This is a genomic window from Mesorhizobium sp. J8 (assembly GCF_016591715.1).
In the GTDB taxonomy this organism is placed as follows: Bacteria; Pseudomonadota; Alphaproteobacteria; order Rhizobiales; family Rhizobiaceae; genus Mesorhizobium.
Genome location: NZ_AP024109.1, coordinates 6,234,329 through 6,246,616, shown reverse-complemented (window position 1 = coordinate 6,246,616; position 12,288 = coordinate 6,234,329). Strand labels below are relative to the sequence as shown.

The window sequence follows — 12,288 nt, the reverse complement described above, 5'->3', positions numbered from 1 at the left end:
AACCGGAAATGGGCATGGCCGTCATGCGCGGCAAGCAGGCCGCGCGGCAGTCGCGGTAACGTGACGTCGGCCATGCGGCGGATTTTGCAATGGCTGTGCAGCATTAAATGATGCCGCAGTGCACAAACCGCTTGGAATTGTGACGCTTTTGCGCGTATCCTCGTCAAAGGGCGCAATCGTTACCGGCCGCTTACTCCTAAAGGTGCCGGTGTCCTGGGGAGGATACGGATGGCCGCAAAAGACGACCCGATCGTCATCAAGAAATATGCCAATCGCCGGCTCTACAATACCGGCACCAGCACCTATGTGACGCTCGAGGACTTGGCCGAGATGGTCAAGAAGGGCGAGGAGTTCACGGTCCAGGACGCAAAGACCGGCGACGACATCACCCATCCGGTGCTGACGCAGATCATCTTCGAGCTGGAGAACAAGGATGGGCAGAACATGCTGCCGATCCCGTTCCTGCGCCAGCTCATCTCCTTCTACGGCGACCAGATGCAGATGATCGTGCCGAGCTTCCTCGAACAGTCGATGATCGCCTTCTCAAAGGAACAGGAGCGGTTTCGCGAGCAGCTCAAAGGCGCCTTCGGCAAGACGCCGATGGACATGATGAAGACGCCGATGAAGGCGCTCGAGGAGCAGACGCGACGCAATGTCGAGATGTTCCAGAACGCCATGCGCATGTTCACGCCGTTTCCGTCCGCCGGCGGCAATGCCGCGGCGCCCGCCGAGCCGCCGAAGAAGGAAGAGAAATCCGACGATCTGCAGGAACTGAAGGCGCAGATCGCGGCCATGCAGCGCAAGCTCGACACAATGTCTTAGCTTGTGTTGATATTCAGGTGAGGCCGGTCTGCAAATAGCGGCTTTCTGCGCTTCCGGTGCTCACGTACTTTAAGTACGCTCCGCTCCGGTTCTCGAAATCCACTATTTTCGACTCGGCCTGACCCGAATCTCAACACAACCTGGCGCACTTCATCCTGACGGTGAGGCGCTAAATGTTGCCATCAGTCCCCATCATCCGGCGCCCGTAGGCCCATCATAGCGGGCGCGCGGCCTGATCGGCCTGTTGCTGGTCACCTGCTCGATGGCATGCGCGGTCCAGCCGACGCTGCGGCCGAGCGCGAACAGGCGGAACGGCGCGTCGGCCGGCAAGCCCAGGCTGCGGGTCATCGCGGCCAGCGCGAAATCGATGTTCGGGTGCAGGCCGGTCGCAGCAAGGACCGCCTTGCGCAGCCGCGACAGCCCGTCATCGATCTCGAGGCCGGAGAAGACGCCCTCGGCGCGCGGGTCGCCTTCCGGATAGAGCGGATGGCCGAAGCCGGGCAGCGGGCGATCTTGCGCCAGCCAGCGGGCGATCGCTTCGTCCGCGCCCAGCCGCTCGGCATCCTCGACGAGCGCGATCGCCGCCGCGCCCGCGCCGCCGTGACGCGGTCCAGTGAGCGTCGCGAGACCGGCGAGCAGGCAGGCGGCGACCGGCGCGCCGGTGGAGGCCGCGACGCGGGCTGCGAAGGTCGAGGCGTTGAGCTCGTGATCGGCCAAAAGCACCAGCGCCTTGCGGATGAGATCGGCGCCGGCGGCTTCCACCGACCAGCCCTGGGCCAGCCTGATGTGCACGGGTTCGGATCCCGGCATCGCGCCGAGCGCCGTCGCCAGCGCGCTGGTCGCGGCGGCGCCGTCCTGCTGCAGCATGACCGGCCTGCGGCCAAGCGAGGACCAGCCTTCGGCCGCAAGCGCCGAGAGCCGGGTAAAGGCCGTCGGCGTGCCGCTTTGCCGGGCGGCTGACGGCGTCAGCGAGGCGAATGACACCGGACGGTCGGAGGCCCACAGCAGGGCGGCGGCCTCCTCGAGCGTCGCCGTCGCCGAAAATTCCACCGCGTCCCTGCCGCGATAGATGAGGCGGCCATGCAGCACCGTCGAGATCGAGGTGGCGATGGCCGGCTCGCCCCAGGCGATGGCGCTTTCGGCGATCGCCTGCGGGCTCCTGCCGCGGTCGCGGCGCGTGGCAAGCGCCGCGATATCGTCGGCGCGGTACTGGCTGCGGCGCGGGTCGGCGTCGTCCGGCTTCATGCCGATGCGGCCGCGGCTGACATAGGCATAGAGCGTCTGCGGCCGGATGTTCAGCCGCTCCAGCGCTTGCTCCCGCGTCAGCCATTCCGTCATTTGCCGCCTTACATTGATTATCTTGATCAAGATTGATGCATTGATTGACGAGCATTAATTGCAAAGCGCAAAAGGTCAAGGAGACGGTCATGGCGAATGGGCTCGATGATGTTGTGGCGGCCGACACGGTGCTTTCCGATGTCGACGGGGCGGGCGGGCACCTCACCATCCGAGGACATTCGCTGGCGGAGCTCGCCGGCCGCTGGCGCTACGCGCAGGTGGTGCATCTGCTGTTCGACGGCTTCTTCGACGATCTTCCCGGCGATGCCGAACTGGAAAAGGCGATCGGCAAGGCGCGGGTGGACGTATTCGAGCGTGTGAAACCGCTGCTCACCCAGCTTGCCCGGCTCGACATCTACAGCGGCATGCGAGCGGGCATGGCCGTCCTGCCGGACGGCGACGGGCTTGCCGACGCGCTGCGGCTCATCGCGGCGCCGGCGGTGCTGACGCCGGCCCTGCTGCGCCTCGGCCGGGGCGAGACGCCGGTCGCTCCCGACGCAAAAGCCGATCATGCCGGCGACATGCTCAGGATGCTTGCCGGCACCGCCTCGCCGGCGCTTGCAAAGGCGCTCGACAGCTATCTGGTGACAGTCTGCGACCACGGGCTCAATGCCTCGACCTTCGCGACCCGCGTGGTGGCGTCCACCCAGGCCGGCCTGACCTCCGCGATCCTGGCCGGGCTCGGCGCGCTGAAGGGCCCGCTGCATGGCGGCGCGCCGGGGCCGGTGATCGAGATGCTGGACGCCATTGAGGCGAGCGGCGATGCGACCGCCTGGCTCCGCAACGAGATCGCCCGTGGCGAGCGCATCATGGGTTTCGGCCATCGCATCTACCGCGTGCGCGATCCGCGCGCCGACGCGCTCAAGGCGGTCGTGCGGCAACTCGGCTCGCGCAACGAAACCGGTAGCCGGCTGGCCTTCGCCGAAACGGTGGAACTAGCCGCGCTCGAGGTGCTCAGGATCGCCAAGCCGCAGCGCTCGATCCAGACCAATGTCGAGTTCTACACCGCGCTTCTGCTCGAAGCGGTCGGCTTCCCGAAAGAGGCGTTCTCCAACGTATTTGCCGCAGGCCGTGTCGCCGGCTGGATCGCGCACGCCCGCGAGCAGCAGGCGACCGGACGGCTGATCCGGCCGCAGTCGCATTATGTCGGGCCGGTGCCCGATCTGGTGGCTTGAGCTCAGTTCCTCGCCCGCACCTCTCCAACTTCGTGCACTTCGTGGGCGAGGAAAAAATCTCCTGATCACACTTGTGTGTTCGTGTTCTTGCCTTGGTCCGCCCTTATATGCTGCACTGCAACATAGGCTGATGGCGCCGACTCCGTTCAAATGACGGCGGCAGGCGGCGCATCGAGACAAGGAACGCCATGGCGAAGAACGGCAAGGCGGAGGAAAAGAAGAAGATCAACGTCGCGCTCCAGGGCGGCGGCTCGCACGGCGCCTTTTCCTGGGGCGTGCTCGACCGTCTGCTTGAGGATGGGCGGCTGGGGATCGCGGCGGTGTCCGGCACCAGCGCGGGCGCCATGAACGCGGTGGCGCTGGCCGACGGATTCGTCCGGGGCGGCGTGGAAGGCGCGCGAAAAAAGCTCGACGATTTCTGGCGGGCGGTGGCCTCGAAGGGACGTTTCAGCCCGGTGCAGCGCATGCCGTGGGACGTGGTCTGGGGCAACTGGTCGATCGAGAACACCCCCGGCTATGTCTTCTTCGACACGATGTCGCGGGTGTTCTCGCCCTATGTCGCTAACCCGCTCGGCCTCAATCCGCTGCGCGATGTGGTAGCGAAGGAGATCGACTTCGACAATGTTCGCGCCTGCAAGTCGATGGAGCTGTTCATCTCGGCGACCAATGTCGAGACCGGACAGCTGCGCGTCTTCTCCGACGGCGAGATCGACCTCGACACGGTGATGGCGTCGGCCTGCCTGCCGCAATTGTTCCGCGCCGTGGAGATCAAGGGCGTGCCCTATTGGGATGGCGGCTATGGCGGCAATCCGGCGCTCTATCCGTTCTTCAAGACGGCGGCGACCGAGGACGTGCTTCTGGTGCAGATCAATCCGGTGGTGCGCGAAGGCACGCCGAAAAGCGCCAACGAGATCCAGAACCGCATCGATGAGATCACCTTCAACGCCGGGCTGCTGCGCGAATTCCGCTCGATCGCCTTCGTCAAGGAACTGATCGCGGCCGGACGCCTGCCGCATGGCGAATATCGCGACATCCGCATGCACCGCATCGATGCCGACGAGGCCTTCAAGGACCTTTCGGCGTCGTCCAAGGTCAATGCCGAATGGGCTTTCATCGCCTATCTGCGCGATCTCGGCCGAAGTGCGGCCAGCGACTGGCTGGAAGAGAATTACGAGGCCGTCGGCCAGCGCGCCACGCTCGATCTCTCGGGCGAGCTCGACGACGGCTTCAAGCCGCTGCGCGGTCCGGCGCCGGGGCGGCGCGTCAAGGAGTTCCTGGCAGCGCGCATCAAGCCGGAATCGGCGCGGCGTCGGGCTTAGAGCGCCTCGCGGCCTGGCAGCAGGTCCGTCTCGACTGTCAGTGGTTTCCCCTGCGGAACCGGCGGGGCGCTGGATCACATCTGCGGCGCGATGTAGTCTTACCTGAACGTAAAGGGGAGGTCGCGATGCTGCAGACCAGACAGAACGCCCTCGGGGTCCGGTTTGAAGCGCAATGCAGGGCTTTCGAGAAGGAGCCTTTCCCGACACTTGCCGCGCGCAAGGACAGGCTGAAGCGCCTGCTGGCGCTCACGGAAAAGCATCAGGCCGAGATCTGCGCCGCGATCGACAGCGATTTCTCGGCGCGCTCGGCCGAGGAAACGCGGCTTGCCGAATTGTTCGTCGTGCGCGCCGGCATCAGACATGCGCTGTCGCATCTGAGCGCCTGGATGCGCGAGCGGCGCGTCGCCACCAGCCTGCCGTTCCTGCCCGGCCGCAATCGCCTCCTGCCGCAGCCGCTCGGCGTCGTCGGCATCGTCTCGCCCTGGAACTATCCGTTCCAGCTCGCCATCGCGCCGGCGACCGCGGCACTCGCGGCGGGCAACCGCGTCATGATCAAGCCGTCTGAGCTGACGCCGAAGTTCTCGGACCTGCTCGCCAACCTGGTCGAAAAATATTTCGCCGCCGACGAGGTCGCCGTGATGGTCGGCGACGCCGATGTCGGCAAGGCGTTCGTGTCGCTGCCTTTCGACCACCTCCTGTTCACCGGCTCGACCGCCGTCGGCCGCCAGGTGGCGCTGGCCGCCGCGGCCAATCTGACGCCGGTGACGCTCGAGCTCGGCGGCAAATCGCCGGCGATCTTCGATCCCTCCTGCGACCTCGACGCGGCCGTCGCCAGCGTCGCCTATGGCAAGCTGCTCAATGCCGGCCAGACCTGCATCGCGCCGGACTATCTCCTGGTCCCGCAAGGCCAGGGCGCGGCGATCGCGGCCAAATTCGCGGTCGCCATGGCCAAGCTCTATCCGCGCCTTGGCGACAATCCCGACTATACGGCGATCGTCAGCGAGCGGCATCACCGGCGACTGAGCGAGATGGTCGCCGAGGCGCGCGACAGCGGCGCCGATATCATCGAGGTCAATCCGGCGAATGAGACGCTCGGCATCAGCGACCGCAAGATGGCGCCGGTGCTGGTGCGCAACGCCGGCGACAATCTGCGGCTGATGCGCGAGGAGATTTTCGGGCCGGTGCTGCCGATCGTCGAATATGACACGGTCGACGAGGCCATCGAGCATGTGAACCGGGGCGAGCGGCCGCTGGCGCTCTACTGGTTCGGCAGCGACAGCGCCAACCGCCAGAGGATGATGCGCGAGACGGTGGCCGGCGGCGTCACGATCAATGACTGCATGCTGCATCTGGTGCAGGAGCGGCAGCCCTTCGGCGGCGTCGGCGAGAGCGGCAGCGGCGCCTATCACGGCGAATGGGGGTTCCGTACCTTCAGCAAGGAAAAGCCGATCTTCATCCAGTCTAAGCTCAGCGCCGGCGGTTTGCTGCGCCCGCCTTACGGCAGGACATTCGAGCGGATCTTCCGGCTGCTCAATCTCATCACTTGACACCTTCAACCCGAGGGTAACGGGGGGTGACCGCGTACCGACCGGGCGGCTGTCGCCGATTATGGACGATTTCTCGCATCATTGCTGACGGCTGTTGCCAGTAACCTCAAGGAAACCTGCCGCCGCGCCGGCAAAAGCGGCGGCCGGCTGGCGGAAAAGCCTGCGTTTGTCGAGGCACAGCGTTCCACGCCGCAATGTTCCCGCAACTTTTCCGACTATATTGCGCCGCAACTTTCAGGTAGAAGCGCGCGTCCGCCGATCACGGCAAATTGAACTAGGCCCCGCGCACACCCATATCGGCCGCGCGCCCAAGTCGGAAGCGCCGACCTCGCCAGGTCCTGCTACGGAAAAATGACGATGCCGAAAATCAGGTTTCACAAGCTTGCAGCCATTGCCGTGCTCATCGGCTTCGCGGCCTGGATGGGAACGGGCGAGTTTTCCTCCGTCGGCAGCGCCGCCGACAAGTCGGTCACCACCGACAAGTCGGTAACCACCGACAAGCAGGCCGAAGCCGGCAAGCCGGAGGTCGCCAAGCCGAACAAGGCAGAGACTGAGCCGAAGGCGGCGCCGCGCACCGTCGCGGTGGTGACGCCGCCGCGCAAGACCTTCGCGCGCGCCATCCGCATCTCCGGCCTGACCGAGGCTGACAAGCGCGCCGTGCTGGCGACGCGCGTCGCCGGCGTCATCGAGAAGCTGCCGGTCAAGCAGGGCGACCGCATCAAAACGGGCGATCTCGTGCTGATGCTCGCGGCCGAGGAGAAGATTTCCAATGTCGACAACGCCAAGCAGCTTCTTGTCCAGCGCAAGGCGGAGCTCGACGCCGCCGAGCGCCTGGCCAAGACCGGCAATCTGCCGAAGCTGCAGCTCGACACCGCACGCTCGAACCTGACGCTGGCGCGATCGCAGCTCGACACCGCGCAGGCGGAGCTCGACCGCAACGAGGTCAAGGCGCCCTTCGACGGGGTCATCGACCGCATCCCGGTCGAGCTCGGCAGCTCGGTGATGCAAGGCGGCGAGGTGGCGACGATCCTGAAGCTCGATCCCATAATCGCGCGCGGCGAGATCAGCGAGCGCGACCTGCGCTACATCAAGATCGGCGACGAGGCTGATGTGCGCCTGGTCAACGACCAGAAGGTCACCGGCACGGTCCGCTACATCAGCCGCGACGCCTCGGCGCAGACCCGCACCTTCCGTGTGGAAGTGGCGATCCCCAATGCCGACGGCTCCATCCCCGCCGGCATGACGGCCGAGATCACGCTCAGCGCCGAGCCGACCAATGCGGTCATGCTGCCGCGCTCGGTGGTGACGCTGGGCGACAAGGGCGACCTCGGCATCCGCGCCGTCGGCAAGGACGACAAGGTGGCATTCTTCCCGATCGACCTGGTCGACGACACGCCGCACGGCCTGGTGCTGGGCGGCATTCCGGAAGATGCGCGCATCATCGTAGCCGGCCAGGAACTGGTGAAGGAGGGCGATCCGGTGAAGCCGGTCGAGGCCGACCAGGCGACCATCAACAAGCTGATCGGCGAAGCTTCCGCCGGCACGCAGTAAACGCGCGATTGCCGGATCAATCCGGCGATGGCGGTCCGCAGCCTTTGAAGCATAACAGGCCGAAGTCATGGATATCGTCAGACTCGCCATCAATAACGCCCGCCTCACGATTTCGGCGCTGCTGTTCCTGCTCGTCGCGGGCTGGGTCGCCTATCAATCGACGCCGAAGGAAGCGGAGCCCGACGTTCCGATTCCGATGATGTATGTCAGCCTGATCTATCAGGGCATCTCGCCGGAGGATTCCGAGCGGCTGCTGCTCAGGCCGATGGAAAGCAAGCTCAAGAGCCTCAAGGGGCTCAAGGAGATGCGTTCGGCCGCATTCCAGGGCGGCGGCTACGTGCTGGTCGAGTTCCAGCCGCAGACGGATCTCGCGACGGCTCTGCAGGATACCCGCAGCAAGGTGCAGGACGCCAAGGCCGACCTGCCGCAGGCGGCCGAGGAGCCGACGGTCAACGAGGTCAACGTCTCGGAATTCCCGGTTCTGGTCGTGACGCTTTCCGGCGACGTGCCGGAGCGCGTGCTGACATCGGCCGCGCGCGAGTTGCGCGACCGCATCGAGGAAGTGCCCGGCGTGCTCGAAGGCTCGCTGCAAGGCGCGCGCGACGACCTCGTCGAGGTGGTCGTCGATCCGGTGAAGCTGTCCTCCTACGGGCTGCAGCTCGACCAGGTGATCCAGGGCGTCGCTTCGTCCAACAGCCTGGTCGCGGCCGGCAATCTCGAGGGCTCGGAAGGCAAATACGCGGTCAAGGTGCCGTCGCTGATCGAAACGCCCGAAGATGTCGCCAACCTGCCGGTGGTCGCCACGCCGAACGCCGTGGTGCAGGCCAAGGACATCGCGACCATACGCTCGACCTTCAAGGACGCCGAGACGGTCACGCGCCTCGACGGCAAGCCCGCCATCGCCATCGAAGTGAAGAAGCGCATCGGCGCCAATCTGATCGACACGCTGACCCATGTCCGGGAAGTGTCGGACAATTTCATCAAGACGATGCCCGAGGGCATGCACGTCACCTACACGCAGGACAAGTCGGTCTTCGTCAACCAGCTGCTGGGCGACCTGCAGAACCATGTGATGATCGCCGTCATCCTGGTGTTCATCGTCATCCTGTACGCGCTGTCGGGGCGTGCTTCGCTGCTCATCGGCCTTGCCATCCCGTCGTCCTTCCTGATCGGCATCCTGCTGCTCGCGATGATGGGCTACACGATCAACATGATCGTGCTGTTCAGCCTGATCCTGGCTGTCGGCATGCTGGTGGACGACGCCATCATCGTCACCGAATTCGCGGAACGGCGCATGAGCGAGGGCATGCCGAAGGCGGACGCCTTCGCGCTCGCCGCCAAGCGCATGGCCGGGCCGGTGATCGCGGCGACGATGACGCGCATCGCCGCCTTCTCGCCGCTCTTGTTCTGGCCCGGGATCATCGGCGACTTTATGAAATACATGCCGATCACGCTGATCGTGACGCTGTCGGCCTCGATGCTCTACGCTCTGGTCTTCGCGCCGACTTTGGGCGCGATCTTCGCCAAGGCGCCGGAGCATCACGAGGAGGGCAATCGCGACGGCTGGTACATGGCTGTCGTCAAGCAGGCGGTACGCTTCCCGATCACCGTCATCCTGCTCACCGTCGGGCTTCTGGTCGGCGTCGGCTTCGCCTATTCGAAATATGGCGCCGGCGTCGAGTTCTTCCCCAGCGTCGAGCCGGATTACGGCCTGCTCTATGTGCATGCGCGCGGCAATCTCTCGCTGGCGGAAATGGACGCCGCGACCAAGACGGCGGAAAGCCGCCTGCTCGGCTGGCCGGGCGTGAAGTCGGTCTATACGCGTGTCGGCAAGACGCAGGGCGGCGGCCAGGATATTCCCGAGGACGTGGTCGGCGTCATTCAGTACGAGTTCGTCGACTGGCGCCAGCGCAAATCCGCCAACCAGATTCTCGACGACCTGCGCGGCGTGATGGCCGGCATTCCCGGCGTCGATGTCGAGGTGCGCGTGCCCGAAGCCGGCCCGCCGACCGGCAAGCCGATCCAGATCCGGCTGTCGGCCGCCGATCCGGCCGGGCTCGACGACAAGGCGCGGGCGGTGGCGGCGCGCATCGCCAAGATCCCCAACGTCATCGACATTTCGGACGGCCTGCCGCCGCCCGGCGTCGACTGGGCGATCGAGGTCGACCGCGCCAAGGCGGCGCAATACGGCATCAGCCCGACCTCGGTCGGCACGGTGGTGCAGCTGGTGACCAACGGCCTCAAGCTGTCGGAGTATCGGCCGGCCGGCGCCGACGACGCGGTCGACATAAGGCTGCGCCTGCCGGAGGACCGGCGCACGCTGTCGACGCTCGACGAGCTGCGCGTGCAGACCTCGCAAGGCTCGGTGCCGATCTCGAACTTCGTCGTCAGGAAGCCCGAGCCGACCGTCGGCGTGCTCAACCGCATCGACGGCGCGCGCACCGTGGTGGTGCAGGCCAATGTCAGCGCCGGCGCGCAGGTCGCAGCGGTTCAGGAACAGGTCACCAAGGCCGTCGCCGACATGGATCTCGGCAGCGGCATCCGCTGGAAGCTCGCCGGCTCCAACGAGGACAGCGCGGAAGCCAGCGCCTTCCTCGGCAAGGCCTTTGGCGCGGCGATCTTCCTGATCTTCCTGGTGCTCTTGGCGCAGTTCAACAAGTTCACCAGCGTGTGGCTTGTCTTGTCCTGCGTGGTCATGGCGACGATAGGCGTGTTCTTAGGATTGCTTCTGACAGGCGAGGCCTTCGGCATCGTCATGTCGGGCATCGGCGTGATCGCGCTGGCCGGCGTGGTGGTGAACAACAACATCGTTCTCATCGACACTTATGACCGGCTGCGCGAGGAAGGCTGGGACAAGATGGAGGCGGTGCTTCAGACCTGCCGCGAGCGCGCCCGTCCGGTGGTGCTCACGGCGGTGTCGGCGATCCTCGGCGTGCTGCCGATCGCCTTCGGCCTTGGTCTCGAAATCTTCCATCACGAGACGACGATCAACGCGCCGTCGACGCAATGGTGGATATCGCTGTCCTCGGCGATCGTCTTCGGCCTGTCCTTCGCGACGCTGCTGACGCTGGTGGTGACGCCGTCGATGCTGATGGTATTCACCCGCGCTAAGGTGAAGCCCGGCCAGCGGCGCGGCTGGCTCAGCCGCCTGTTCCGGCGCGGCAAGGGCGAGGTCTCGACGGGCGAGGCGGCCCAGGAAGCCGCCGCCGAACCAGCGGTCGCCTTCCCGAAAGCCGCGGAATAGAGCGGTTTCGGTAACCCCAAGGACAAAAGCTGTCCGGAACAACCGGGCGGCTTTTTGCATTGTCCCCTCGAGGTTCAACCAGACGGCGAGGGTTTTTCATGACGATCGGCACAATTCTCGTAATCATCCTGATCCTGATCCTGATCGGCGCCGTGCCGGCATGGCCGCATTCGCGCTCCTGGGGTTATGGACCGTCCGGCATTGTCGGCGTCATCCTGATCGTGCTGCTGATCCTCCTGCTGATGGGCAGGATCTGACCCAAAACGAATTGCGGCCGGGCTGAGCCCGGCCGGTCTGATCAGTCATATCAGGCGGCGAGGCGTGACGGTTCCGCGGCGACACCGATATCCTGCAAAGCCTCCTTCACCGCCTGGTCCAGCGGGGTATGCGGGATTTCGCCGATGACCTCCTCCAGCCGCGTCGAGACCAGCCGGTGCGCTTCGAAGCGCAGATAGGACATCGAGACGATCTCCTTCCACATAGCGACAAACGGGCTGCCGGCGCGCAGCACCCACCAGGGCATGAAGGAGAGCTTCAGCTTGCTGCCCAGCGCCTTTTCGGCCGCCGACTTCATGTCGAGGTCGGTGATGGCGTGGCCGGGGAAGTTGATGGTTTCGAAGAAGCCCGTTTTGTCGAGGTTCTTCGCCAGGCCGACGAAGGCAACGGCGAAGTCGGGCAGGTACGCCCATTCGTGCGTCAGATCGGCCGGCCCAGGCGCGGTGTAGATGCCCTTCTTCATCTTGGCGGCGACGACGAGGTCGAACCAGGAGCCCGAACCGGTGCCGCCGAAGAAATCGCCCGCCCTGAGCACAATGGTGCGCACGCGGCCGGCTTCGGCCTCGCCGCGGAACAGGTCTTCCATGGCGCAGCGGATGCGGCCCTTCTCGGTCGTGGGATGGAAGGGCGTCGCTTCGGTGATCACCTGCGGCATCGGCGAGCCGTAATTGTAGACGGTGCCCGGGAAGAGGTGCAGCGCGCCATTTTCGCGGCAAGCAGCCATGACGTTCTCGGCCATCGGCATGCACTTGCCCCAGTCGGTGTAGATCGGGTTCAGGCCGTTGAAGACGATGTCGACGCCATGCGTCGCGCGGATCAGGGATTGGCGGTCCAGTGCGTCGCCGGCGACTGCCGTGGCGCCCTTCAGCTCCGCAGGAACCTTGCCGGTGCGGGTGACGGCGCGCACGTCGAAACCGGCGTCGATGAAAGCCTTGCCGACCACGCGGCCGAGCCGGCCATTGGCGCCGAGAATTGCGATCTTGGTCATGTGTTTTCTCCGTTGTTTGCGGTTGCCA

At 65.5% G+C, this 12,288-nt stretch carries 9 protein-coding genes; 7 read left to right on the top strand and 2 right to left on the bottom strand.

What is annotated here, in order from left to right:
• Positions 1-228 precede the first annotated feature (228 nt).
• Positions 229-822: a polyhydroxyalkanoate synthesis repressor PhaR gene (gene phaR, locus MJ8_RS29910; RefSeq protein WP_041004768.1), complete on the top strand. Its 594-nt coding sequence runs from the start codon at positions 229-231 to the stop codon at positions 820-822.
• 192 nt (positions 823-1,014) lie between these two features.
• On the opposite strand, the gene MJ8_RS29905 is transcribed toward phaR, so the two are convergent.
• Positions 1,015-2,160 carry a citrate synthase gene (locus MJ8_RS29905; RefSeq protein ID WP_201412145.1) on the bottom strand — a complete coding sequence of 382 codons (1,146 nt, stop codon included), beginning with the start codon at positions 2,158-2,160 and terminating at the stop codon, positions 1,015-1,017.
• Between the two features lie 89 nt (positions 2,161-2,249).
• Here MJ8_RS29905 and MJ8_RS29900 point away from each other — a divergent pair, with 89 nt between their 5' ends.
• The 6 genes from MJ8_RS29900 to MJ8_RS29875 all read left to right on the top strand — a co-directional run bounded on the left by MJ8_RS29900 (position 2,250) and on the right by MJ8_RS29875 (position 11,253).
• Complete coding sequence (locus tag MJ8_RS29900; protein WP_201412144.1) at positions 2,250-3,335, top strand: citrate synthase/methylcitrate synthase; 1,086 nt, start codon at positions 2,250-2,252, stop codon at positions 3,333-3,335.
• Positions 3,336-3,523: 188 nt separating this feature from the next.
• A complete protein-coding gene (locus MJ8_RS29895; protein ID WP_201412143.1) occupies positions 3,524-4,654 on the top strand; it encodes a patatin-like phospholipase family protein in 1,131 nt (376 codons plus the stop codon).
• Between the two features lie 125 nt (positions 4,655-4,779).
• Positions 4,780-6,201, top strand: a complete 1,422-nt coding sequence (locus tag MJ8_RS29890; protein WP_201412142.1) for a coniferyl aldehyde dehydrogenase — start codon at positions 4,780-4,782, stop codon at positions 6,199-6,201.
• A gap of 357 nt (positions 6,202-6,558) precedes the next feature.
• A complete protein-coding gene (locus MJ8_RS29885) occupies positions 6,559-7,752 on the top strand; it encodes an efflux RND transporter periplasmic adaptor subunit (RefSeq protein WP_201412141.1) in 1,194 nt (397 codons plus the stop codon).
• Positions 7,753-7,819: 67 nt separating this feature from the next.
• A complete protein-coding gene (locus MJ8_RS29880; RefSeq protein WP_201412140.1) occupies positions 7,820-10,996 on the top strand; it encodes an efflux RND transporter permease subunit in 3,177 nt (1,058 codons plus the stop codon).
• A 98-nt stretch (positions 10,997-11,094) separates the two neighbouring features.
• Positions 11,095-11,253 (top strand): DUF3309 family protein, encoded by a 159-nt coding sequence (locus MJ8_RS29875; protein WP_041000854.1) that lies wholly within the window; start codon positions 11,095-11,097, stop codon positions 11,251-11,253.
• Between the two features lie 50 nt (positions 11,254-11,303).
• On the opposite strand, the gene MJ8_RS29870 is transcribed toward MJ8_RS29875, so the two are convergent.
• Positions 11,304-12,260, bottom strand: a complete 957-nt coding sequence (locus MJ8_RS29870; RefSeq protein ID WP_201412139.1) for an SDR family oxidoreductase — start codon at positions 12,258-12,260, stop codon at positions 11,304-11,306.
• Between the last annotated feature and the right edge of the window lie 28 nt (positions 12,261-12,288).